This is a genomic window from Micromonospora sp. NPDC049891, assembly GCF_040660295.1.
Classification (GTDB): Bacteria; Actinomycetota; Actinomycetes; order Mycobacteriales; family Micromonosporaceae; genus Micromonospora.
This window is the reverse complement of sequence record NZ_JBFAML010000001.1, coordinates 71222-93279: the sequence shown is the minus strand read 5'-3', so window position 1 is coordinate 93279 and position 22058 is coordinate 71222. Positions and strand designations below refer to the sequence as shown.

23 protein-coding genes are annotated in these 22058 nt (G+C 71.0%); 4 read left to right on the top strand and 19 right to left on the bottom strand.

Going from position 1 to position 22058, the window contains the following annotated elements:
- Positions 1-3: 3 nt before the first annotated feature.
- The 13 genes from AB0I71_RS00470 to paaA all read right to left on the bottom strand — a co-directional run bounded on the left by AB0I71_RS00470 (position 4) and on the right by paaA (position 10511).
- On the bottom strand, positions 4-369 hold the full coding sequence (locus tag AB0I71_RS00470) for an NADH-quinone oxidoreductase subunit A (protein WP_278178368.1): 366 nt from the start codon (positions 367-369) through the stop codon (positions 4-6).
- A 108-nt stretch (positions 370-477) separates the two neighbouring features.
- On the bottom strand, positions 478-1752 hold the full coding sequence (locus tag AB0I71_RS00465; protein WP_357581100.1) for a geranylgeranyl reductase family protein: 1275 nt from the start codon (positions 1750-1752) through the stop codon (positions 478-480).
- 132 nt (positions 1753-1884) lie between these two features.
- Positions 1885-2094, bottom strand: coding sequence for a hypothetical protein (locus AB0I71_RS00460; RefSeq protein ID WP_357581099.1), 210 nt, complete (start codon positions 2092-2094; stop codon positions 1885-1887).
- A 93-nt stretch (positions 2095-2187) separates the two neighbouring features.
- Positions 2188-2901, bottom strand: coding sequence for a demethylmenaquinone methyltransferase (locus AB0I71_RS00455; RefSeq protein ID WP_357581098.1), 714 nt, complete (start codon positions 2899-2901; stop codon positions 2188-2190).
- 137 nt (positions 2902-3038) lie between these two features.
- Positions 3039-4223, bottom strand: a complete 1185-nt coding sequence (locus AB0I71_RS00450) for a hypothetical protein (RefSeq protein ID WP_357581097.1) — start codon at positions 4221-4223, stop codon at positions 3039-3041.
- A gap of 503 nt (positions 4224-4726) precedes the next feature.
- Positions 4727-5917: a cyclic dehypoxanthinyl futalosine synthase gene (gene mqnC, locus AB0I71_RS00445; RefSeq protein WP_357581096.1), complete on the bottom strand. Its 1191-nt coding sequence runs from the start codon at positions 5915-5917 to the stop codon at positions 4727-4729.
- Positions 5918-6031: 114 nt separating this feature from the next.
- Positions 6032-6442, bottom strand: a complete 411-nt coding sequence (locus AB0I71_RS00440) for a type II toxin-antitoxin system VapC family toxin (protein ID WP_357581095.1) — start codon at positions 6440-6442, stop codon at positions 6032-6034.
- Entirely contained in the window at positions 6439-6717 is a 279-nt protein-coding gene (locus tag AB0I71_RS00435) for a type II toxin-antitoxin system prevent-host-death family antitoxin (RefSeq protein ID WP_357581094.1), read from the bottom strand. The genes AB0I71_RS00440 and AB0I71_RS00435 overlap by 4 nt, the downstream gene beginning before the upstream one ends.
- Before the next feature lie 32 nt (positions 6718-6749).
- Complete coding sequence (paaE, locus tag AB0I71_RS00430; protein WP_357581093.1) at positions 6750-7913, bottom strand: 1,2-phenylacetyl-CoA epoxidase subunit PaaE; 1164 nt, start codon at positions 7911-7913, stop codon at positions 6750-6752.
- The gene (paaD, locus tag AB0I71_RS00425) at positions 7910-8386 is read right to left on the bottom strand and encodes a 1,2-phenylacetyl-CoA epoxidase subunit PaaD (protein WP_357581092.1); all 477 of its coding nucleotides are present in this window, start codon (positions 8384-8386) and stop codon (positions 7910-7912) included. Before paaD ends, paaE begins: the two co-directional genes overlap by 4 nt.
- 4 nt (positions 8387-8390) lie before the next feature.
- Complete coding sequence (gene paaC / locus AB0I71_RS00420) at positions 8391-9116, bottom strand: 1,2-phenylacetyl-CoA epoxidase subunit PaaC (RefSeq protein WP_357581091.1); 726 nt, start codon at positions 9114-9116, stop codon at positions 8391-8393.
- 55 nt (positions 9117-9171) lie between these two features.
- Positions 9172-9459: a 1,2-phenylacetyl-CoA epoxidase subunit PaaB gene (gene paaB / locus AB0I71_RS00415; RefSeq protein WP_357581090.1), complete on the bottom strand. Its 288-nt coding sequence runs from the start codon at positions 9457-9459 to the stop codon at positions 9172-9174.
- On the bottom strand, positions 9456-10511 hold the full coding sequence (paaA, locus tag AB0I71_RS00410; RefSeq protein WP_357581089.1) for a 1,2-phenylacetyl-CoA epoxidase subunit PaaA: 1056 nt from the start codon (positions 10509-10511) through the stop codon (positions 9456-9458). The genes paaB and paaA overlap by 4 nt, the downstream gene beginning before the upstream one ends.
- 357 nt (positions 10512-10868) lie before the next feature.
- Between paaA and AB0I71_RS00405 the strand changes: the two genes are divergently transcribed.
- Positions 10869-11846 carry a hypothetical protein gene (locus AB0I71_RS00405; RefSeq protein WP_357581088.1) on the top strand — a complete coding sequence of 326 codons (978 nt, stop codon included), beginning with the start codon at positions 10869-10871 and terminating at the stop codon, positions 11844-11846.
- Complete coding sequence (locus AB0I71_RS00400) at positions 11846-12790, top strand: serine hydrolase (protein ID WP_357581087.1); 945 nt, start codon at positions 11846-11848, stop codon at positions 12788-12790. The genes AB0I71_RS00405 and AB0I71_RS00400 overlap by 1 nt, the downstream gene beginning before the upstream one ends.
- Before the next feature lie 127 nt (positions 12791-12917).
- Here AB0I71_RS00400 and AB0I71_RS00395 read toward each other — a convergent pair whose 3' ends face one another.
- The 3 genes from AB0I71_RS00395 to AB0I71_RS00385 are packed head-to-tail and all read right to left on the bottom strand — an operon-like array spanning position 12918 to position 15826.
- Positions 12918-13769, bottom strand: coding sequence for a menaquinone biosynthesis protein (locus tag AB0I71_RS00395; RefSeq protein ID WP_357581086.1), 852 nt, complete (start codon positions 13767-13769; stop codon positions 12918-12920).
- Between the two features lie 33 nt (positions 13770-13802).
- Positions 13803-15203 (bottom strand): MFS transporter, encoded by a 1401-nt coding sequence (locus AB0I71_RS00390; protein WP_357581085.1) that lies wholly within the window; start codon positions 15201-15203, stop codon positions 13803-13805.
- Positions 15204-15244: 41 nt separating this feature from the next.
- Positions 15245-15826 carry a metalloregulator ArsR/SmtB family transcription factor gene (locus tag AB0I71_RS00385; protein WP_357581084.1) on the bottom strand — a complete coding sequence of 194 codons (582 nt, stop codon included), beginning with the start codon at positions 15824-15826 and terminating at the stop codon, positions 15245-15247.
- Between the two features lie 173 nt (positions 15827-15999).
- Here AB0I71_RS00385 and AB0I71_RS00380 point away from each other — a divergent pair, with 173 nt between their 5' ends.
- Together AB0I71_RS00380 and AB0I71_RS00375 are read left to right on the top strand one after the other, a co-directional pair.
- The gene (locus AB0I71_RS00380) at positions 16000-18078 is read left to right on the top strand and encodes an AAA family ATPase (protein ID WP_357581083.1); all 2079 of its coding nucleotides are present in this window, start codon (positions 16000-16002) and stop codon (positions 18076-18078) included.
- A 124-nt stretch (positions 18079-18202) separates the two neighbouring features.
- The gene (locus AB0I71_RS00375) at positions 18203-18967 is read left to right on the top strand and encodes a VOC family protein (protein ID WP_357581082.1); all 765 of its coding nucleotides are present in this window, start codon (positions 18203-18205) and stop codon (positions 18965-18967) included.
- A gap of 61 nt (positions 18968-19028) precedes the next feature.
- On the opposite strand, the gene AB0I71_RS00370 is transcribed toward AB0I71_RS00375, so the two are convergent.
- The 3 genes from AB0I71_RS00370 to AB0I71_RS00360 are packed head-to-tail and all read right to left on the bottom strand — an operon-like array spanning position 19029 to position 21967.
- Positions 19029-19862, bottom strand: a complete 834-nt coding sequence (locus AB0I71_RS00370; RefSeq protein ID WP_357581594.1) for an ABC transporter ATP-binding protein — start codon at positions 19860-19862, stop codon at positions 19029-19031.
- A 32-nt stretch (positions 19863-19894) separates the two neighbouring features.
- Positions 19895-20998, bottom strand: coding sequence for an iron ABC transporter permease (locus tag AB0I71_RS00365; RefSeq protein WP_357581081.1), 1104 nt, complete (start codon positions 20996-20998; stop codon positions 19895-19897).
- A gap of 33 nt (positions 20999-21031) precedes the next feature.
- Positions 21032-21967 carry an ABC transporter substrate-binding protein gene (locus tag AB0I71_RS00360; RefSeq protein WP_357581080.1) on the bottom strand — a complete coding sequence of 312 codons (936 nt, stop codon included), beginning with the start codon at positions 21965-21967 and terminating at the stop codon, positions 21032-21034.
- Positions 21968-22058 lie beyond the last annotated feature (91 nt).

The window sequence follows — 22058 nt, the reverse complement described above, 5'->3', positions numbered from 1 at the left end:
CCCTCAGTCCCAGTCCAGGCCGCCACGCCGCCACTCGTAGGCGTACGCGACGAAGACGGCACCGATGAACACCAACATGGCGACGAACCCGAAGACCGGCAGGATGTCGAAGGAGACAGCCCACGGGTAAAGGAAGATCATCTCCACGTCGAAGACGATGAAGAGCATCGCCGTCAGGTAGAACTTGACCGGAAACCGGCTGCCACCGATCGGCTGCGGGCTAGGCTCGATCCCACACTCGTAGGCTTCGAGCTTTGCCTTGTTGTAGCGACGGGGGCCGGCGAACCGGGCGGCGGCTATCGAGAACAGCGCGAAACCCGCGGCGAGGGCGAACAGCCCGATGATGGGTACGTAAGGCGAGAGCGACATTTCTTCTCCTGCTCGTCCTTCCCTGCCCTCGGTGGTTGGCGAAATTCACACTATTCACATCCCACCCCGCACCCTTCGGCGGGGGTGGACCTTGCCTGTTCCGCGCCCCTACACGGCGGGCGCGACCCGGGTCATCGCATTGATGACCCGGTCCATCGCGTCACCGCCACGCGGGTCGGTGAGGTTGGCCAGCAACTTGAGCACGAAGCGCATGAGCGTGGGGTGGGGCATGCCGTGCTTGGTCGCCACGCGCATGATCTCCGGCCGGCCGATCAGCTTCACGAAGATCCCGCCCAGCCGGTAGTAGCCGCCGAACCGGGTCTTCAACTCCTGCGGGTACGCCATCAGGGCCCGCTCCCGCTCGGCACCGGCGGGCCGGGCGAGCGCCTGGACCGCGACCTCCGCGGCCAGTTCGCCGGACTCCATCGCGTACGCGATGCCCTCGCCGTTGAACGGGTTGACCATGCCGCCGGAGTCACCGACGAGCAGCACGCCCCGGGTGTAGTGCGGCACCCGGTTGAACCCCATCGGCAGGGCGGCACCGAGGATCGACCCCTCGGCGTTCGTCTCGTCGGTCATGCCCCACTCCGGCGGCGTGTTGGCCAGCCAGTCGGTGAGCAGCCGCCGGTAGTTCGTCTTGCCGAACGCCGAGGACGAGTTGAGGATGCCCAGCCCGACGTTGACCCGGCCGTCACCGAGGCCGAAGATCCAGCCGTACCCGGGCAGCAGCTCGTTCGTACCCTTGGCCCGCAGCTCCAGCCAGGACTCCAGGTAGTCGTCGTCGTGGCGGGCCTCGGAGCGGTAGTAGCGCCGGACCGCGACACCGATCGGGCGGTCCTCCCGCTTGGCCAGCCCGAGGGCGAGCGGGAACCGGCCCGAGACACCGTCCGCGGCCACCACCAGCGGGGCGTGGAAGGTGACCGGAGCCTTGTCCGGGCCGTCCTCGCCCTGCACCCCGATCACCCGATCGTCACCGTCGAGCACCGGACCGATGACGTTGACACTGGTCCGCAGCTTGGCCCCGGCGGCCACGGCACGCTGGGCGAGCAGGTCGTCGAAGTCGAGTCGGGTGCGTACCAGGCCGTAGTTCGGGAAGCTGGCCAGATCCGGCCAGTCCAGTTCCAGCCGGACGCCGCCACCGATCACCCGCAGGCCACGGTTGTGCAGCCAGCCCGCCTCGGGAGAGGTGTCCACACCCATCCGGATCAGCTGCCGCACCGCGCGCGGGGTGAGCCCGTCGCCGCAGACCTTCTCCCGGGGGAACTCGGTCTTCTCGAGCAGCAGCACGCGTACGCCGTGCCGAGCCAGGTGGTACGCGGTCGCCGAACCACCGGGACCGGCGCCCACGACGATAACGTCGGCGTCGTTCTCCACCGCGGTCATTAGCGCCTCCTCCCCGCCCTGCTCGTGAAATGCTTCACAAGCCAGCCGGGACGAGTCTATGACCGGCACCGTAAGCTCGCCTTGTTAGGTCGACCTAACCTGCTGGAAACGGATCTGCGGGCCGACAGTCCCTCAACACCGGGCCGGGCCGGCACCGTCCAGGCCGGCCCGGATGGTTTCCGGCAACTGCTCGCGCAGGGCGCCACCAGCGGCCCGGTCCAGGGCCGCGAGCACCTCGGTCACCACCTGACGCACGTCGGCCGGATCCGCCCCGGCCAGCCCTCTGAGCTGTTCGACCAGCTCCGCGGCATCGCCGATGGCCACATTCTTCGGATCCGTCATGCCGGCCAGCCTAAGCCGCAAAGGCGACATAATCGCCTTATTCCCCTAAATGATGGTGTTCATGTCTGCACCGCCACATCAGGGGGCGGAAAGTCACCTCCGGACGGCCCGGTGCAGCGCCACCACCCCGCCGGTCAGGTTGCGCCACGCCACCCGATCCCATCCCGCCGCGGCCACCCGCGCCGCCAGCGCCGGCTGGTCCGGCCAGGCCCGGATCGACTCGGCGAGGTAGACGTAGGCGTCGGGGTTGCTGGAGACCGTCCGGGCCACGGCCGGCAGGGAGCGCATCAGGTAGGACAGGTACACGGTGCGGAACGCGGCATTCACCGGGGTACTGAACTCGCAGACCACCAGCCGGCCGCCCGGACGGGTCACCCGGGCGAGCTCACGCAGCGCGGCATCGGTGTCGCTGACGTTGCGCAACGCGAAGGAGATGGTCACCGCGTCGAAGCTGGCGTCGGCGAAGGGCAGCCGCAGGGCGTCGCCGGCCAGCAACGGCACCTGCGGGCGGGTCCGCTTACCTGCGTGCAACATGCCGAGGGACAGGTCGGCACCGACCGCGTACGCCCCGGAGTGGGCGAGTTCCTCGGTTGAGACGCCGGTGCCCGCGCCGACGTCCAGCACCCGGTCGCCCGGCCGCAGGTCGAGCGCGGCCCGGGTGGCCCGCCGCCAGAACCGGTCCTGACCGAAGGAGAGGACGGTGTTCGTCAGGTCGTAACGGGCCGCGACACCGTCGAACATCGCGGCGACCTCGTGCGGCTGCTTGTCCAGACTGGCGCGCTGGCCCTGCGGGGTACGGCTGCTCACCCCTCCACTCTGCCAGCCCGGTCGTCGACGCCCCGGACAGGGTCGAGGCGACACAGTGAGGGCGGGATGGTCACCCATCCCGCCCTCACTGCCGTGCGTTATGTGAACGGCCCGCGCGGGCCGATAGAGGACGAACCTCAGGCGTTCGTCTTTTCGTCACCCGGGGTCACCAGGACCACCCGGCGACGGCGGGCGACCAGGAACATGGCCACACCAGCGGCGAGCACACCCGCGCCGACGCCACCGATCAGACCGGCCTGCACACCGGTGACCGGCAGGCCACCGCCACCGCCGCCACCACCGTTGGTGGCAGTGACCACCACGGCGAAGTCATCGGAGTTGTCGGTCGGGTCGATGTCGGCGAACTCCGACTCCTTGATCTCCCGCACCTCGGCCTTGCCGAAGGTCGGCTTGGTGGCCTGCTGGCTGATCCGGGCCTCGGGCGACAGCGCACCGAACGCCTCGGCCGTCAGCGAGCCGCCCTTCAGGGTGACCGGAGCCTCGACGCCCTTGCCCACCTCGACGGCCAGCGGAACGATCAGCACGGTGTCCCGCTCCAGCAGGAAGGCGTCGTCCTCGCAGACCGCGCCGCGCTTGTCGGAGCTGATCTCGCAACCCTCGATCGGCAGGAAGGTGACACCCTTCGGCAGCTGGTAGCTCAGCTTGATGCCCTGAGCGGTCAGGTCACCCTGGTTGGCGATCTCGCTCCAGAGCAGGGCGGTGTCACCCGGACGCACCGGGCCGTCCTCCTCGAAGGTGTCCAGGTCGATGCGGGTCTTCACGTCGGGGACGATGACACCCAGGTCGACGCCGCTCTCCGGAGTCAACTCGACGTCGACCTCGACGCTGTTGTTGCTCTCGTCGGTGTCGTCCGGCGACTCGATGCTGATCGTCACCGGGGCCTTGTACGGGCCGGTGACGCCCTCGGCCGCCTTGAACAGGACGATCGGCACCTCGGTCGTCTCGCCCGGGCCGGGGATCTCCTTCTTGTCGAGCTCGCAGACCCACAGCTCGGGCTTGGTGTCACCGGTGACGTCACAGCCGCCCTCGGTGAACGCGCCCACCACGAGCTTGGTGTCGTCCACCTTGGAGGTGTCGACCTTGACGAGCACCTTGGTCGGCGTACCCTCGCCCTGGTTGGCGATCTTGGCCCAGCCGACCTTGCCCTCGACGCCGTCGGTGGCGCGGGTGCCGGCGGCGGTGAGGGCCAGGTCCGTCTCGGTGCCAGCGGCGTAGGCCGGCGCACCAAGGGCGGTGAAGGCGCCCGAGGCGAGCAGCGCGGCCGCAGCCAGGCTGGCAGCCCGGCGGGTTCGGAAGATCATGTGATGGTCTCCCCCGTAGGGTGAATGAAAAGGTACGGGCGGGGACGTTAGCGGTCAGCGATCACCCGCGCCACCCTGGAACACACCTGTCACAAGCTGCTCAGCTAATGGCCACTTAAGGATTGTCCGGATTGATGGGTCTTGCTACCTGGTCGCACCCCGGCACCCGGCCAGGCCGGCCCGCCGCTTCGAACCGGATGGATGGTCCACGCGAGCCGTTCGGCTGACAACCCGTCGAGCCACCTCAGTGACACAGCGCTTGGGCCGCGATGACCCGCGGTGATCTCACCCCCGCTGGCACCGCACCCATCGACGCCGCCCGACGACAGATGCCGGAGCCCCCGCGACGCGCGCCGTTCCGCTGACCGGATAGGCCCGGGACACCGCAACTCGTCCGTACCGCGTCGCCGGACGGCCCGGGGCACCGCAACCAGCGCGTACCGCGTCGTCAAGAGGCCCAGGACACCGCACCTCGCGCTGTCGCGCGTCGGGTCGCGGGTCGGTCAGCGCGCCTCGACAAGTGGCAGCGATCGGCCGGCGCCGCCGCCGGGCAGGGCGATCGACGAGAAGTGCGAGACCACCCGGTCGTCGCTCGGGTCGTCGTCGGGGGTGTGGTGCACGGCCAGTCTGTTGTAGAGCGTGTCCCGCTGGGCGGGGATCCGGTCGGCGGAACGGATCATCCCGATCAACTCGTGCAGGTTGGACCGGTGCCGGGCACCCGCCGAGGAGATGACGTTCTCCTCCAACATGATCGAGCCGAGGTCGTCCACGCCCATGTGCAGCGCCAGTTGGCCGACGTCCTTGCCGGTGGTCAGCCAGGACGCCTGTAGGTGAGGAACGGTCTCGAAGAACAGCCGGGACACCGCCACCAGCCGCAGGTACTCCAGGGTCGTCGCCTGGGTGCGCCCCTTGAGGTGGTTGTTCTCCGGCTGGTACGTCCACGGGATGAAGGCCCGGAAGCCCTGCGTACGGTCCTGCACGTCGCGGATCATCCGCAGGTGCTCGATCCGCTCGGCGGCCGTCTCGCCGGTCCCCATCATCATCGTCGCGGTCGACTCGACGCCCTGCCGGTGCGCCAGCTCCATGACCTCCAGCCAGCGCTCGCCCGACTCCTTCAGCGGCGCGATGGTCTTGCGGGGCCGCTGCGGCAGCATCTCGGCACCCGCACCGGCGATCGAGTCGAGCCCGGCGGCCTTGATCCGGGCGATCGCCTCGTCCAGGCTCACCCCGGAGACCTTCGCCATGTGCAGGATCTCGCTCGGCCCGATCGAGTGGATCGCGAGCTGCGGGTACGCCTTCTTGACCGAGGAGAACAGCTCCTCGTAGTACTCCACGCCGTAGTCCGGGTGGTGGCCGCCCTGGAGCATGACCTGCGTGGCGCCCAGCTCGACCGCCTCGCCACAGCGACGCAGGATCTCCTCGGTCGGGTGGGTCCACCCTTCCTTGTGCTTCGGCGCCCGGTAGAAGGCACAGAACTTGCACGCCGTCACGCAGACGTTCGTGTAGTTGATGTTGCGGTCGATCAGGTACGTGACGATGTTGTCCGGGTACCGCCGCCGACGGACCGCGTCCGCCGCCTCGCCGAGGGCGTGGAAGGGGGCGTCGGTGTAGAGCAGCAGAGCTTCCTCGGGCGTGATCCGCCCGCCGTCGGCGCCGCGCTGCAGGATGTCGTCGATCTCCCGGTTCACCGTCACGTCCCCGAGCGTACGCCGACCAGCCGCTCGGCTCTCAGGGGCGCACCTGAGCTGTGATCCATCCCCTGTCCGGCATGGGGCCTGTCGTCCGTCTTCCGGTACGGAGGGACGTGCTCAGGCGGCCCCGGGACTGGCTGTTGGAAGCCCGATGCTCTTGGCAGCGTCCAGCAGTCGACGGTCGTACGTCACGAAGGCGACGAAGTCTGCGCCCGCCTGCTGGGCCAGGATCTCCGCCGTTGCCAGATGGATGGCATCGAGAGTGCGTAGCAGCGGTTCCGGGTAGGCGGCGGCAGTGGCCCGGACGGTGGCATCGATCTCGACCCGATAGAGCCGGGACAGCACGGTCGGCACCCCCACCAGCGCCTGAGGGGCGGCGCGGCGTAACGCCCGGGACACCTCCACTTCGGCCAGCACCGACGAGACGAGCGAGGCCGAGCTGCGGTCGTTCAGCCAGCTGACGAGTTCCTCGGTCCCTGGTTCCCGGCGGAGCAGCTTGATGACGGCCGCCGAGTCGAGGTAGATCACCAGCGTTCCTCGTCCCGCGAGGCGGCGAGGACCGCTGCCGCGTCGACCGTGGGATCACCGAGTACGGGAGGCAGGGGCAGGGGCCCGGTGGAGGCCGGGGCGATCGCGCGCCCCTCTGCCACCAACCGGCCCAGCAGAACGTCGCCTGCTACCACGGGCACCAGCCGAGCGATCGGTTCGCCCCGGTCGGTCACCTCGACTGTCTCCCCGGCGCGCACCCGCGCCAGCACCTTGCTCGTGTGCTGGTTCAACTCCCGCACTGCGATCTGCTCCACGGGAACGAGTGTAGAACGAAACGTTCTACACGTCACGCGTCGTAATCGACGGAGAGGGTGTCGGTGAGCGGGCTGGACTGGCAGGTCAGCACGTAACCGGCGGCCACCTCGTCGGGCTCCAGGGCGTAGTTGCGGGCCATCTCGACCTCGCCGGAGACGACCTTGGCCCGGCAGGTCGAGCAGACCCCACCCTTGCAGGCGTACGGCAGCTCGCCCCGGACCTTGAGCGCGGCGTCCAGCACCCGCTCGTCGCGGCGCATGGTGAAGCTCGACGAACGTCCGTCGAGCATGATCGTCACGTCGGTACCACCGGACGCGTCATCGCTGCGACGCACCGGCTCCGGCGGCGCGTCGACGTGGAACAGTTCGGTACGCACCGCCGACTCGGGCACGCCGCGCTCGGCGAGCACCGCCTTGGCATCCACCACCAGTCCGTACGGGCCGCAGAGGAACCACTCCTCGATCGCGTCACCGGGCACGATGGTGGCCAGCAGCCGGCCCAGCCGCTCGGCGTCGATCCGGCCCGACAGCAGCGGCGAATCGCCCTGCTCGCGGGAGAGCACGTGCACCAGGTGCAGCCGGGTCGGGTAGCGGTCCTTGAGGTCGGCCAGTTCCTCGGCGAACATCACGCTGCCGGCCGTGCGGTTGCCGTACACAAGCGTGAAGGTGCTGGCCGGTTCGACGGCCAGCGCGGTGGCGATCAGGGACAGCACCGGGGTGATGCCCGAGCCGGCGACCACCGCGCCGTAGCGACGAACCCGGTCCGGCCGGTACGCCGTGGTGAAGTGCCCGAGCGGCGGCAGCACCTCGATGGTGTCGCCGTGCCGCAGCGCCCCGCAGGCGTAGCCGGAGAAGGCCCCGCCCGGGATCTCCCGCACACCGATCCGCAACCGCCCGTGCTGCGCCAGCTCCGCCGGGGTGGAGCAGATCGAGTACGAGCGGCGCACGTCCCCGACCGGGGCCGCACCGTCGGAGACGCCCTCGCCCGTGCCGCCACCGTTCCGCGCGGCCTCGGCTGACGCCGGCAGGCGTACGGTCAGGTGCTGGCCGGCGCGGAAGGCGAAGGTCTCGCGCAGCTCCTCGGGCACGGCGAAGGTGATCGCGACGGCATCGGCGGTGAGCCGGTCCACGGCGACGACGGGCAGCGGGTGGAACACCGGCCGGCGGCGGACCGGGCGGGTGATGGTGACAGTCACAGGGCCTTCACATGGTCGAAGGGTTCGGAGCAGGAGCGGCACCGCCACAGCGCCTTGCACGCGGTGGAGCCGAAGCGACTGAGCTGCTCGGTCTCCGGCGAACCACAGCGCGGGCAACGCACCGCCAGGGTGAGCGGCACGACCCCGTCGCGCCGGACCGGTACGGGTGGGGCGATACCGGCGGCGGCCAGCTTGGCCCGCCCGGCGTCGCTGATCCAGTCGGTGCTCCAGGCCGGGCTGTGCACCGTACGCACCTCGGCGTCCGGATGACCCGCGGCGGCCAACGCGCTACGGATGTCGGCGCGGATGACATCCATCGCGGGGCAGCCGGTGTAGGTGGGGGTGATCGTCACCACCACGCGGCCGGTGGCCGGGTCCTCCTGCACCGACCGCAGGATGCCGAGGTCGTCGATGGTGACCACCCGGATCTCCGGATCCACCACCGCCGCCACGGCCTGCCGCGCCCTGCTCATCGGTTCACCAGCGGGCCCCGGGATGGGCGCGGTGCAGCACCTGCATCTCCGCGAGCAGGTACGACAGGTGTTCGGTGTGCACCCCGTCGCGCCCGCCCGCCGGCGTCCAGCCGGGCTCCGGCACGGTGAGGGTCGCCTCGGTGAGCACGGCGGTCACGGTGTCGTCGAAGTCGGCCCGCAGGGTCGCGGGGTCGACCGGGGCGTCCGGCCGTGCCGCGAACAGTTCGTCGGCGTACGGCCAGATCTGGTCGACGCCGGCCTGCATCCGCCGGTGCGACTCCTCGGTTCCGTCGCCCAGCCGCTTCACCCACAGCGCGGCGTGGTCCAGGTGGTACGCGGACTCCTTGCGGGCCTTGCCGCCGATGGCCGCCAGCCGCTCGTCCGGACAGCCGGCCAGGGCGGTGTAGAGCGGAACCTGGTAGGCCGCCAGGACGAGCAGCTTCGCCATGGTCACCGCGAAGTCGCCGTTCGGCAGCTCGACCAGCAGGCAGTTGCGGAACTCCCGGTCGTCGCGCAGGTAGGCCAACGCGTCCTCGTCCCGGCCGGCACCCTCCAGTTCACCCGCGTACGACAGCAGGAGGCGGGCGGCACCGAGCTGGTCCAGGGCGATGTTGGCCAGCGCGATGTCCTCCTCCATCTCCGGCGCCCGGGTGGTCCACTCGGCCAACCGCTGCGCCGCGATGAGGGCGTCGTCGCCGAGTGCGAGGGTGAAGGCGAAGGGACCGTTCACCGAGCCGTCTCCGTTCGCGACTGTGGGGCTCGCAGGCCCGGCTCACTCCTCGCGCTCACAGGTGGGCCACCCCTTCCGGCACCTCGTAGAAGGTGGGATGGCGGTAGACCTTGTCGGCGGCCGGGTCGAAGAAGGCGTCCTTCTCGTCCGGGCTGGAGGCGGTGATGGCGCTCGCCGGCACCACCCAGATCGACACGCCCTCCTGACGTCTGGTGTAGAGGTCACGGGCGTTACGCAGGGCCAGTTCCGCGTCGGGTGCGTGCAGGCTGCCGACGTGGGTGTGCGCCAGCCCGCGCCGGGCCCGGACGAAGACCTCCCAGAGCGGGGTGTGTTGCTGGCTCACGCTGCCACCTTCTCCTTCGCCGTCCGCTTGGCGGCGTACGCGGCCGCCGCCTCGCGCACCCAGGCACCGTCGCTGTGCGCGCGGCGCCGGTGTTCCATCCGCTGCCGGTTGCACGGCCCGTTGCCCTTGATCACCCGCATCAGCTCGTCGTAGTCGGGCTGGGTGAAGTCGTACGCCTGGCGCTCGTCGTTCCAGCGCAGGTCGGGATCGGGCAGGGTCAGCCCGAGCACCTCGGCCTGGCCGACGCACATGTCCACGAACCGCTGCCGCAGGTCGTCGTTGGAGAAACGCTTGATCTTCCAGGCCATCGACTGGGCGGAGTGGGTGGAGTCGCCGTCGGGTGGGCCGAACATGGCCAGGGACGGGTACCACCAGCGGTCCACCGAGTCCTGCGCCATCGCCTTCTGGGCCGGGGTGCCGTGCGCCAGGGTGTGCAGGATCTCGTACCCCTGACGCTGGTGGAACGACTCCTCCTTGCAGACCCGGATCATGGCCCGGGCGTACGGGCCGTAGGAGCAGCGGCACAGCGGCACCTGGTTGACGATCGCGGCGCCGTCCACCAGCCAGCCGATCGCGCCGACGTCGGCCCAGCTGAGCGTGGGGTAGTTGAAGATCGAGCTGTACTTCTGCCGGCCACTGAGCAGCAGGTCGACCAGCTCGTCCCGGCTGACGCCGAGGGTCTCGGCGGCGGCGTAGAGATAGAGGCCGTGGCCGGCCTCGTCCTGCACCTTCGCCAGCAGGATCGCCTTGCGTTTGAGCGACGGGGCGCGGCTGATCCAGTTGCCCTCCGGCTGCATGCCGATGATCTCGGAGTGGGCGTGCTGGGCGATCTGCCGGATCAACGTCCGCCGGTACGCCTCCGGCATCCAGTCGCGGGGCTCGATCTTCTGGTCGGCGTCGACGACCTCGGCGAAGTACGCGGCCAGGTCCGCACCCGGCTCGGCGGCGTCACGGCCACGCTCCGCGGCCGCCCGCAACGCCGCCTCCGCGGCCTCGACCTCACCGAGCAGGCCGCCGGGCGGGTCCTCGCCCGGGAAGTCATTGCCATACATGTCACCAGTGTTACAGCTAGCCGTCAAAGACACCAGAGGGTGTCATACAAATCCCGGACTCCCCACCGTCACCTGCCGGTCGCCATCAGTGGCGTCGGTAACTATGAGTTAGGTCACGAACCAGCGACAAATCCTCGCAACGACCACATAGCGGTTCGTTATCCCGCCTTCACCGCGAGTTGCCCGGTGTCGAGTCCTGGCATAACGCCGATCCGCACGTAGACTTCCTCCGTCACACCGATCGGCTGATGACGATTGCCAGCTCAGGGCCGCTTCCCCCGGCCCGGGCGATCCACACCGGTCAGTCCTGGCAACAAGCCGGTCCCCCCGGCCCCGACATCTGGAGCTCACCCGCTCATGCGATCTCGCGTGACCATGGTGCTTGCCGCTACGGCGGTACTGCTCGGCGGCGTCATGCTGGTGCCGGCCGCGTACGCCCGGCTCTCCGCTGGCGAGGCGAACGCCGGCCCGGAGAGCGTCGCCGCGCCCACGCCCGCCCCACCGCCGCTGCCGACCCTGGCCGCCGGCAAGGTCTCGGTGAACTTCAAGGGTGAGTTCTTCTCCTGGGCGTTGCTGGACCGGGAGACCGACGAGCTGTCCGGCTCGAAGAACATGGCCGCGACCAGCTCGACCGAGTCGATGCTCAAGGCCTGGATCGTCGCGGACTACCTGCGCCAACTCGGCGACAAGGAGCCGCCCGCGGCGATGAAGAAGGCGGCCAGCCGGGCCATCCGGGACAGCGACGACGACGCGACGAACGCCATCTACCGGGCGTCGGGAGGGTCCTACGCGGTGCCCGCCGGTGGCCAGCCGGGTCCGGTGATCAAGCGTGCGATCAGCACCTGCGATCTCACCGACACCAAGCGCGGCAACGTCAAGGGTTACGAGGGTTGGTGGAGCTTCACCCGGATGTCCCCGCGTGACGCCGTACGTCTCGGCGACTGCATCGCCGACGGCACCGCCGCCGGCCCGAAGTGGACCAAGTGGCTGCTCAGCGAGATGAGCAAGGTTCGCGGCAGCACCGCCGCCAAGGACCAGGGGCCCCGCTCGGGCGGCGGTCGATGGGGCATCATCGACGGCCTGCCGGAGTCGATCACCAGCCAGGGACCGGTCAGCATCAAGAACGGTTGGACGGTTCTCAACTACGACGGCAACTGGCACGTCAACTGCCTGGCCGTCACCGAGAAGTGGAGCCTCGCGGTGATGCTGCGTTACCCCCGCGGCAGCGGGCTCGACTACGGATCCGACGTCTGCGCCAGCGTCGCCAGCCAGTTGGTGACACCGCAGCCGGGCGGCGCCCTCAAGGTGCCGCAGCAGCCGATCGGGAAGCTCTGATGGCCCGCCGCAGCCGGGGTGGTCGTGACGGCGAGACATCGCCACTGCGTCTGATCGCGATCGCGGCGGTGCTGATCGGGCTGGTCCTGGTCTCACTCCGTCTGCTGCCCGGCTCGCCCTTCGAGTCCACCGCCGCCGCCCAGTGGGGCCGGGGTGAGTCACCGGCGGCCCGGGACGCCACCCGGACCGACCGCAGCGTACGACCGTCGCCGTCGCCCAGCCCTTCGCCGGAGCCCGAGCCGCTGCCCTTCGAGGCGAAGGAGATCGACCTGGACATCGACGGCTGGTACGCGTGGAGCGTGCTGGACCGCCGGTCGGGCGAGATCATCGGCTCGGACAACATGGCCGAGACCAGCACCACCGCCTCCCTGATCAAGTCCTGGATCGTCGCCGACTACCTGCGTCGTACCGCCGACGCCGGGCAGACCCCGAGTGACGCGAAGCTTGACGACCTGACCCGGATCATCCGGGACAGCGACAACACCCGGACCGAGCAGCTCTACACCCAGATCGGCCGGTCGGCCTCGATCAAGCGGCTGCTGTCGACCTGCAAGCTGACCGACAGCAAGGTGTCGAGCGATCTCGGCTGGAGCCGGACCGAACTCTCCCCCCGGGACACCGCCCGCCTCGGCGAGTGCATCGCCGACGGCACCGCCGCCGGCCCGAAGTGGACCAAGTGGCTGCTCAGCGAGATGCGCCAGGTACGCGGTGCCGGCGACTTCGGCATCCGCAAGGCGTTCCCGGCCGCCGAGGCGAAGAAGATCGCCATCAAGAACGGCTGGGTCGACCGCACCCGTGAGCAGGAGATCCACGTCAACTGTCTGGCGATCGGCGACACCTGGACGATGGGCGTGATGCTCCAGTACCCCATCAACAAGGGCTACGAGTACGGCATGGACAACTGCCAAAAAATCACCGAAGCCCTCCTAACCCAAACCCCCTAGCCCCCTCCCTCCCCTCTCCTCGACGCGCGCCGATCTTGCACTTTGGTCGCTGAAACACGGCTTATGCCGGAAAAGCGGCGAACCAAAAGTGCAAGATCGCGGAGACGGGCAGGGGTGGGGCGGGGGGTCAGCGGGTGAAGAAGGTGGGGCCGGTGGGTGGGAGGGGTGGGGTTTCGCCCAGGGCGGCGGTGAGGCGGGCGAACTCGCGGATGCCGGCGATCTGGCGGTCGCCCAGGGAGAAGTCCAGGGTCCGGAAGTACTCCGCGAGAGTGGTCGCGTCGAAGGGTTCCCACCGGGCCGCCGACTCGGCGACCTGATCCAGCTCGGCCAGGCACAGGTCACGTGAGCGCAGGAACCCCTCGTGCACCTCTTTGACCAGGCCGGGATGGGCCGCGGCGAAGTCGCGGCGGACCGCCCAGACGGCGAAGACCATCGGCAGCCCGGTCCATTCCCGCCACGCCTGACCCAGGTCGGTCACGGTCAGCCCCTGCCGGGGTGCCTCGTACATCGCGCGCAGGGCCACGTCGCCGATCAGCACCGCGGCGTCGGCCTCCAGCAGCATCTGGGTCAGATCCGGCGGACACCGGAAGTACTCCGGACGGACCCCGTACCGTTCGCGCAGCAGCAACTGGGCGAGCAGCACTCCGGTCCGCGAGGTGGAGCCCAGTGCCACCCGTGCGCCGTCGAGGTCGGCAAGCGGCCGGGTGCTGACCAGGTTCACCGACAGCACCGGCCCGTCGCTGCCGACGGCCAGGTCGGGCAGGAGCAGCAGCTCGTCGGCGTGCCGCAGGTACTCGACGAAGGTGATCGGCCCGATGTCCAGGTCACCGGCGACGAGTTGGGCGCTGAGCCGGTCCGGTGAGTCCTTGCGCAGGTCGACGTCGAGCAAGGCGCCGGAGCGCATCAGCCCCCAGTAGATGGGCAGGCAGTTGAGGAACTGGATGTGCCCGACGCGGGGGCGGGCAAGGCGCTCGACCATGCCCCGACCGTATCCCCGACGCCCGTGACCTGCTCAGCCGGACGCCGACGAAGTGGCCAACCCCGCACCCGACCCGGCACCCGACGGCTCGGCACCCGGCGACCCGACGCTCGGTGGTCCCGCAGGTGACGACTCCGCGTCCGGCGCTTCGGCTCCCGCCGGCCCGGTGCGTCCGAGGCCCGCCGGTGCCTGCGTCTGCCGGGCGCGGGAGCGCTCGGCCCGGACCGCTCGGCGGACAGGTACCACGAAGCCGAGCAGCACCAGTAGACCGGCCACGCCGCAGCCGACGATCAGTGGGCGGGGCTCGGTCGCCTCCAGCAGCAGGCCACCGAGCAGGTAACCGACCATCGCCGCACCCTGCACCGAGGCACCCACGGCGGCGAAGGCCCGCCCGCGCGCCGCCTCGGGTACCCGCCGCGCCACCACCAGGTTGTGGAAGACGTTGTCGCCGCCGTTGCAGAGGCCGCCGAGCAGCCAGAGCGGCACCAGCAGTGCAGCGGTGGGGACCGTCACCGAGACCAGCACCGCCACGCAGCAGCCGCCGAGCAGCAGCAGGCCGCCCTGGACCAGGGCGCCGTCGTCGGTGAGCCGACCGGCCACCCGCGCGAAGATCCAGGCACCGCAGAGCACCCCGAGCGTCCAGGCACCGGTCACCAGGCCGTAGACGGAGGCGGAAGCGCCGAGGGTCTCGCGTACGTAGAAGACCTCGATGACGTTTATCGCGCCGATGGCCGCGATCACACCGGCCAGGGTCGCCACCATCGCCACCAGCAACGGGTCCCGCCGCAACCGCCAGCTTCCAGCCGGCTCAGCGTCGCGGTCCACGATCGCCACGCCGCCGGTCACCGTCACCTGCCGCGGGCCACCCCGGCGGGTACGGACAAGCAGGCCGGCGACGACGAGCGCCAGGTAGCCGATCGCGGCGATCAGCAGCGGTACCCGGGTGCCGAAGCCGCCTACCAGGAACCCGGCCAGGGCCGGCCCGGTCAGGACGCCGAGCATGCCCGCGGTCTGGTTGAGGGCGGTGGCTCTGGGCAGGTCCGTGGCGCGCACCATGGCGGGCACCAGGGCGGCGAGCACCGGTTGGGCGACGGCCAGGCCGGCGGCGAGCAGCGCGACCAGACCCACCACCAGCAGCGGGTGCCCGGCGTACGCCAGCGCGACGCAGATCGCCGACTGGGCCAGCCCGGCGCCGATCAGCAGCACCCGGCTGTCCACCCGATCGGCGAGGCGCCCGGTCAGCGGGGCGAGCGCCACGAGCGGCAGGGTGGCCGCCAACAGCATGCCGGCGACGGCACGGCCGCCGGCGCCGGAGGTCTGCAGGCTCAGCGTCAGGGTGGTGGCCGTGAGGAACTGCCCGCAGGTGGCGAACCCCCGGGCGGAGGTGGCCAGGGCGACGTCGGCCCACCGCGATTCGCCAGATGTGAAGGACATACTTCGAAAGTAATGCTTCACATCTGTCTGGCGCAAGCATGTCAGGCCAGCGGCACCGCCCGGTACTGGACGGCCACTCGACGCGCGCCCGGCGGCGGGTCGGTCCGGGTGCGTTTGCGGTAGGGCTTGAGCAGGGCCATCACGGCCTCGTTCAACTCCGCCAACTCCTCGGCGGTGAGCAGCAGCAACGACTCGCTGAGGATCGCGCTGCGGTACCACTCCTCGGACTCGTCCGGAGCCCGGCGCAGCCAGTCCCGGCTACGCTCCAGTCCCCGAGCCAGAAAAACCTCGACCAGGGTCTGCTCAGCGTCGCGTACCGACGGGTCGGCGTCCCGGCCGGCGTCGATGGTCCATTGCTGGACCGCGGCGCGCCAGAGTCGCTCGCGGGCGTCCCCCCGGCTCGGCGCCTGCTCCACCAGGCCGAACTTGGCAAGTGCCCGCAGGTGATAGCTGGTCGCGCTCGGCGACAGGTCCACCACCTCGGCGCACTCGGTGGCGGTCACCGCGCCCTCGGTCGTGGCCAGGTGTTCCATGATCGCGAGCCGGGCCGGGTGGGCGAGCGCCCGCAGCGTCTGCGGGTCGCTGATCGTCACCCGGGGCGGCTCGGAGTGCGCCTGCGTCATACCCCCATGATCCCTGGCCGGAGGGAAAACCGGTTGTCGACGGCACGCCCTCCAGTAGGCTGTTCGTTCCGCCTGACGGCCGCGGTGAGTAGCACCGCAGCGGACGTCCCCGCGCCGACCCACGAGTCGGAAACGCGAGCGGCAGCCTTCTTCCCGTGTCGAGGAGTACGTGGATGAGCCTGCACGCCCAAGAAATCCCCCAGCCGTACGGACTTGACGACGAGCTGGCCGCCGAACGGGCGCACCTGACCCGGTCACGGGCGGCGCTGCACCGGATGCGGGAACGTGCCGAGGCGCTCTTCGCCACCGGCGACAAGGTGGCCGGCGACGCGTACACCGCCGAACAGCTCGGCCGACACCTGGCCCGGCGGGTCGCCGAACTCGCCGACGACCCGCGTACCCCACTCTTCTTCGGCCGGCTCGACTTCGGCGACGCGGAGGCCGACCATGCCGGCCGCCGCTACCACGTCGGTCGCCGGCACGTCACCGACGAGCAGGGCGAACCGTTGGTGCTGGACTGGCGGGCGCCGGTGTCCCGCGCGTTCTACCGGGCCAGCGCCCGCGAACCACAGGGCCTGGCGGTGCGCCGCCGGTTCGGCTTCGGCGACGGCAAGCTGACCAGCTTCGAGGACGAACACCTGGACCGGGGCGAGGAACTCGGCACGGCCAGCCGGATCCTCACCGCCGAGATCGAACGTCCCCGGGTCGGGCCGATGCGGGACATCGTCGCCACCATCCAGCCCGAGCAGGACGAACTCGTCCGGGCCGACCTCGCCGACTCGATCTGCGTGCAGGGTGCCCCGGGCACCGGCAAGACCGCCGTCGGGCTGCACCGCGCGGCGTACCTGCTCTACCTGCACCGGGAGCGGTTGCGGCGGTCGAAGGTGCTGGTCGTGGGTCCGAACCGGGCCTTCCTCGGCTACATCGCGGCGGTGCTGCCCGCGCTTGGTGAGGTCGAGGTGGAGCAGGCCACCGTGGAGGATCTGGTCGACCGCGTGACGGTGCGGGCGGTGGATCCGCCGGCCGTGGCCACGCTCAAACACGACGCGCGGATGGCCGAGGTGCTGCGCCGGGCCGTCGACGCGTACATCGGCGAGCCGGCGGAACCGGTGCTCGTCTCCGACGGCTCGTTCCGCTGGCGGATCGGGCTGGAGCCGCTGCACCGGCTGGTCCACGACACCCGCGCGGAGCGACTGCCGTACGCCGTCGGGCGGGACCGGGTCCGGGCCCGGGTGGTCGGACTGCTGCAACGGCAGGCCGAGGCCCGGCGGGCGGAGTCGCCGGGCGACGCGTGGCTGCGCCGGATGAGCCGGTCGAAGCCGGTCACCGGGTTCCTGGACGCCGTCTGGCCGGCGCTCACCCCGGAGGGCCTGCTGCACGCGCTGTACACCGACCCGGACCGGCTCGCCCAGGCCGCTGACGGCCTGCTCACGCCCGACGAGCAGCGCCTGCTCACCCACCCGGCACCCGGGACCGGGCGCGCCACCGGCACCGGGTTGGGGCGGACGGCGAAGGCGACCCGCTGGACGGCCGCGGACGCGGTGCTCATCGACGAGGCGGCCGGCCTGCTCGAACGGTCGGCGGGCTACGGACACGTGGTGGTCGACGAGGCCCAGGACCTGTCCCCGATGCAGTGCCGGGTCATCGCCCGGCGCAGCGAGCACGGCTCGCTCACCCTCCTCGGCGACCTGGCGCAGGCCACCGCGCCGTGGGCGGCCACCGACTGGCGGGAGAGCCTGCGTCACCTGGGCAAGCCGGACGCCACGGTGGTGCCGTTGACAATCGGGTTCCGGGTGCCCGCCGCCGTGCTCGCCTTCGCCAACCGGCTGCTTCCGGCGCTCGCCGTCAACGTGCCGCCGGCCGAGTCGCTGCGCGGTGACGGCACGCTTGAGGTGCGTACCGTGACCGATCCTGCCGGTGCGACGGTGGCCGAGGTGCGGGCGGCGCTCACCCACGAAGGGTCGATCGCCGTGATCGCCGCCGACGACGCCGTGGACGGGCTGCGGTCGGCGCTGGCCGAGGCGGGGGTGGAGACCGCGACCGCCGACGGGCCGGCGGCCGGGGCGCGCGTCACGGTGATGCCCGCGACCCTGGTCAAGGGCCTGGAGTACGACCACGTCATCGCGGTCGAGCCGGCCGCCATCGTGGCCGCCGAGCCACGCGGCCTGCACCGGCTGTACGTGGTGCTCACCCGGGCGGTCTCCCGGCTGTCCGTGCTGCACGCCGAGCCGCTGCCCGCACCGCTGGGCTGACGCGGCCGGGGTCGCCGGTTCAGTTGATGTTCCGCCCGTTTCCACCCCGGGCTGCGGCGGACCGGTGCCACCATGCCCAGGAGAGCGGTCGGCCGGTGGTCGCCGCAGGTCGAGAGGGGTGGCCGTGGTCAGCGTCGCGCCGGGTACGCCCTGTTGGGCCGACCTGGCGACGCCGGGACTCGACGCCGCCCGGCGGTTCTATCCGGAACTGTTCGGCTGGACCGGCCGGGTGGACCCCGAGCCGGAGGCGGGCGGGTACACGGTCTTCCTGCTGGATGGCCGGGCGGTGGCCGGGGCGGGCCCGCCGGCCGTACCGGACCAGGTGCCGATCTGGTCGACGTACGTCGCGACCGACGACGCGGATCTGGTCGCCGGCCGGGTGGAGCGGGCCGGTGGGCAGGTGGTGGTGCCGCCGTTCGAGGTCTTCGACCGGGGCCGGATGGCGGTCTTCACCGATCCCGCCGGAGCCGCGTTCAGCGTCTGGCAGCCGATGACCTTCGCCGGTGCCGAGGTGTTCGACGTGCCCGGCGCGATGAGCTGGACCGAACTGGTCACCCCCGATCCGGACGGGGCGCGGATCTTCTACGAGCTGGTCTTCGGTTGGCAGCCGGAGGAGGAGCCGATGGGCCAGGTCGCCTACACCGGATGGCGGCTCGGCGACCGCCTGGTGGCGGGGATGATGCCCCCACTGAGTGGCGAATTCCCGGCCGACTCGCCGGCCTACTGGACGCTGTACTTCTCCGTCGCCGACGCGGACGCCGCCGCCGCCCGCGCCGCCGAACTGGGCGGCACCATCCTGGTTCCCCCGCGCGATATCCCCGCCGGCCGCGTTACCGCCCTCCGCGACCCCCACGGCGCCCTCTTCTCCCTCATCGCCCTCACACCCTGACCCACCCCGACCCCACCCCACCCCCGACCCCGCCGATCATGCAGTTGTGGTTGTCGCTTTGTCATCTTTCGCGGCTTTTATCAGGTGCCACAACTGCATGATCGGCGCGGGTGGGGCGGGTGGGGCGGGTGGGGAGGACGAGGGGGCCGTGGGGGCCGGGGATGACGCGGACGTGGGCGCGGTAGTGGCGGGAGAGCAGGTCCTCGGTGAGGACCTCGTCGGGGGTGCCGGTGGCGACGATGCGGCCGTCGGCCAGCAGCACCATCCGGTCGGCGTACTCGCCGGCGATGGAGAGGTCGTGCATGGTGGCCAGCACCGTCAGGCCGTGCGTCCGGCGCAGCTGGTCGACAAGTTCGAGGACCTCCTGCTGGTGGCCGATGTCGAGGGCGCTTGTGGGCTCGTCGAGCAGCAGCAGGGTGGCGCCCTGGGCCAGCGCCCGGGCCAGGAAGACCCGCTGCCGCTCGCCGCCGGAGAGGGTGGCCAGCTCCCGGGCGTGGAAGTTGGCGAGGTCCAACCGGTCGAGCACCTCGTGCACCGCGGCGAGGTCGGCGGCGGACTCCCGACCGAGCGGCGCGATGTACGGGTTACGACCGAGCAGCACGTAGTCCAGCACCGCCATGCCGGGCGGTACGACAGGTGACTGGGCGACAGTGGCCACCACCCGGGCCCGTTCCCGGCGGCGCAGCTCACCGAGGGGCGTACCGAAGAGCCGCACGGCGTCCGGGGCGGGCAGCAGGCCGCCGACGGCGCGCAGCAGCGTCGACTTGCCGGCGCCGTTGGGACCGATCACCGTGACCCACTCACCGGTGGCGACGGTCAGGTCGACACCCGCGAGGATCGGCGCACCGTCCAGGCTGATCCGCAGGTCACGCAGGTCGACGGCGGGGGCGGGCAGGGCCCCCGGCGGCGGCACCGGCGACGAGGCGCTCATGTCAGCACCCGGCGGACCGAACGCAGCACCACCACGAAGAACGGGCCGCCGAGCAGCGCGGTGACCACCCCGATCGGGATCTCCTGTGGTGCGGCGGCGGTCCGCGCCACCACGTCGGTCAGGGCCAGGAAGGCACCCCCGAACAGCAGCGACAGCGGCAGGATCACCCGGTAACTCGCCCCGGCCAGCATCCGTACGGTGTGCGGCACGATGATGCCGACGAAGCCGATCAGGCCGGAGGCGGAAACGGCGGCGGCGGTGCCAAGCGAGGCGGCGGCGATCAGCAGGTACCGGGAGCGCTGCGGATGCAGGCCGAGGCTGGCCGCCTCGTCGTCACCGACCGAGAGCACGTCCAACTCCCGCCGGTGCAGCAGGATGATCAGGCTGGTCAACAGGAAGTACGGCAGGACCAGCCGGACGTCCTGCCAGCCGGCGGTGGCCAGCCGCCCGAGCAGCCAGGAGTACACCTGCTGGATGCTCTCCGCGTGCCGTTGCAGCAGGTACGTCTGCCCGGCGCTGAGGAACGCGGAGACGGCCACCCCGGCCAGGATCAGGGTCGCCGGGGAACGGCTGCGCCCGCCGGCCGAGCCGAGCAGGTAGGTCATCGCCACCGCACCGAGGGAGCCGACGAAGGCGGCGAGCGGAATGGTGACCGGCAGTCCGGTCAACGCTCCGCCCGCCCCCACTCCCAGGGTGAGCACCACGGTGACCGCCAGCCCGGCCCCGGCCGCGACGCCGAGCAGGTACGGGTCGGCCAGCGGGTTGCGGAACACCCCCTGGTAGGCGCCGCCGGCCAGGGCGAGCAGCCCGCCGACCAGCAGGCCCAGCACCACCCGGGGCAGCCGTAGCTCGGTGACGATGGCAATCTCCCGCTCGGTGAGTCCGCTGTCCAGGCGTACCCCGGGCAGCAGGTTGAGCAGTTCGATCGCGACGCTGCCGGGCGGCAGGCTGACCGGGCCGAGCGAAACCCCGGCCACAAGCGTGACGAGCACGGCGAACACGCCGGCCGCGAGCCAGCGTTTCCGCAGACCCGCCGGCCGGGGCGGGGTGACCGCCCCGGCCGGCGCGACGGACGGGCTCTTCCTCAGCGCGAGGCGCATGACGGCGAACCTGTCACCGTCCGGCGGCCAGCGTCACTGGGACACCTTGGCGGTGGCGTCCACGATGGTCCGCAGCAGGTCCACCACGCGCGGCCCCCAACGGGACGCGATGTCGTCGTCGAGTTCCACTACCTGGTCCTTCTGCACCGCGCTGACCGACGCCCAGCCGCTACGGGCCTTGACCGTCGCGGCGCTCTGCTGGCAGCACTTGACGTCGGAGAGGAAGACGAAGTCCGGGTTGGCGTTGACGATCACTTCCTGCGACAGCTGCGGGTAGCCGCCGCTCTTACCGTCGGCGTCGGCCGCGTCGGCGATGTTCTCCAGCCCGGCGAGGCTGTAGATCGAGCCGATGAAGGTCTTGCTGGTCGCGGTGTACAGCTCCGGACCCAGCTCGTGGAAGTAGGTGGGCGCCTTGGCCCGCTGCGGCACCTCGGCCACGATCTTCGCGATGTCGTCCTTCATCCGCTGCACCACGTCGGCCGCCTCGGTGGCGTTGCCGGTGAGCGTGCCCAGCTCGGTGAGCTGCCGGTACGAGTCGTCGAGGGTCTGCGCCGCCGGGGTCAGGTAGACCGGGATCTTGAGCGTGGTGAGCTGTTCGACGATCTTGTTGCGGTCATCGCTGAGCACCACCAGGTCGGGGTCCTTCGCGGCGACCGCCTCAGCGTTCGGCTGATAGCCGGAGAGATCCGTCTTCGGTGCGTCGGCGGGGAAGTTGGACTGGTCGTCGACCGCGGTGACCTGCGGACCGGCGCCGATGGCGAAGAGCATCTCGGTGGCCGTCGCGGACAGCGAGACGATCTTCTCGGGTCGCTGCTCCAACGTCAGCTTGCCGACGGTCACCGGGAAGGCGGCGGCGCTCGGGCTGCCGCCGGTGGCGGGGGTGTCGGTGGTCTTCTCGGCGCAGGCACCGAGCGCGAGCGCGGCCACCGCCAGGCTGGCGGCGAAAACCACGGGGGTACGTCTGAACATCGGTCCTCCTGTCGGTCGAGGAGTGTGCTGCTTCGCCGACAGGGAGCCGAGGCACCCGTCCGCGAGGCGCCCTTCCTCGAGAGCGCGGATC

Bases quoted from the DNA above. Each gene is read 5' to 3' on its own strand.
- AB0I71_RS00400 (WP_357581087.1), top strand. From the start codon at position 11,846: ATGGCCCGCCGCAGCCGGGGTGGTCGTGACGGCGAGACATCGCCACTG.
- AB0I71_RS00360 (WP_357581080.1), bottom strand. From the start codon at position 21,967: ATGTTCAGACGTACCCCCGTGGTTTTCGCCGCCAGCCTGGCGGTGGCC.
- AB0I71_RS00395 (WP_357581086.1), bottom strand. From the start codon at position 13,769: ATGGTCGAGCGCCTTGCCCGCCCCCGCGTCGGGCACATCCAGTTCCTC.
- AB0I71_RS00460 (WP_357581099.1), bottom strand. From the start codon at position 2,094: ATGACGGATCCGAAGAATGTGGCCATCGGCGATGCCGCGGAGCTGGTC.
- AB0I71_RS00380 (WP_357581083.1), top strand. From the start codon at position 16,000: ATGAGCCTGCACGCCCAAGAAATCCCCCAGCCGTACGGACTTGACGAC.
- AB0I71_RS00390 (WP_357581085.1), bottom strand. From the start codon at position 15,203: ATGTCCTTCACATCTGGCGAATCGCGGTGGGCCGACGTCGCCCTGGCC.
- AB0I71_RS00465 (WP_357581100.1), bottom strand. From the start codon at position 1,752: ATGACCGCGGTGGAGAACGACGCCGACGTTATCGTCGTGGGCGCCGGT.
- AB0I71_RS00470 (WP_278178368.1), bottom strand. From the start codon at position 369: ATGTCGCTCTCGCCTTACGTACCCATCATCGGGCTGTTCGCCCTCGCC.
- AB0I71_RS00450 (WP_357581097.1), bottom strand. From the start codon at position 4,223: ATGATCTTCCGAACCCGCCGGGCTGCCAGCCTGGCTGCGGCCGCGCTG.
- AB0I71_RS00365 (WP_357581081.1), bottom strand. From the start codon at position 20,998: ATGCGCCTCGCGCTGAGGAAGAGCCCGTCCGTCGCGCCGGCCGGGGCG.
- paaA (WP_357581089.1), bottom strand. From the start codon at position 10,511: ATGTATGGCAATGACTTCCCGGGCGAGGACCCGCCCGGCGGCCTGCTC.
- AB0I71_RS00405 (WP_357581088.1), top strand. From the start codon at position 10,869: ATGCGATCTCGCGTGACCATGGTGCTTGCCGCTACGGCGGTACTGCTC.
- paaD (WP_357581092.1), bottom strand. From the start codon at position 8,386: ATGAGCAGGGCGCGGCAGGCCGTGGCGGCGGTGGTGGATCCGGAGATC.
- AB0I71_RS00385 (WP_357581084.1), bottom strand. From the start codon at position 15,826: ATGACGCAGGCGCACTCCGAGCCGCCCCGGGTGACGATCAGCGACCCG.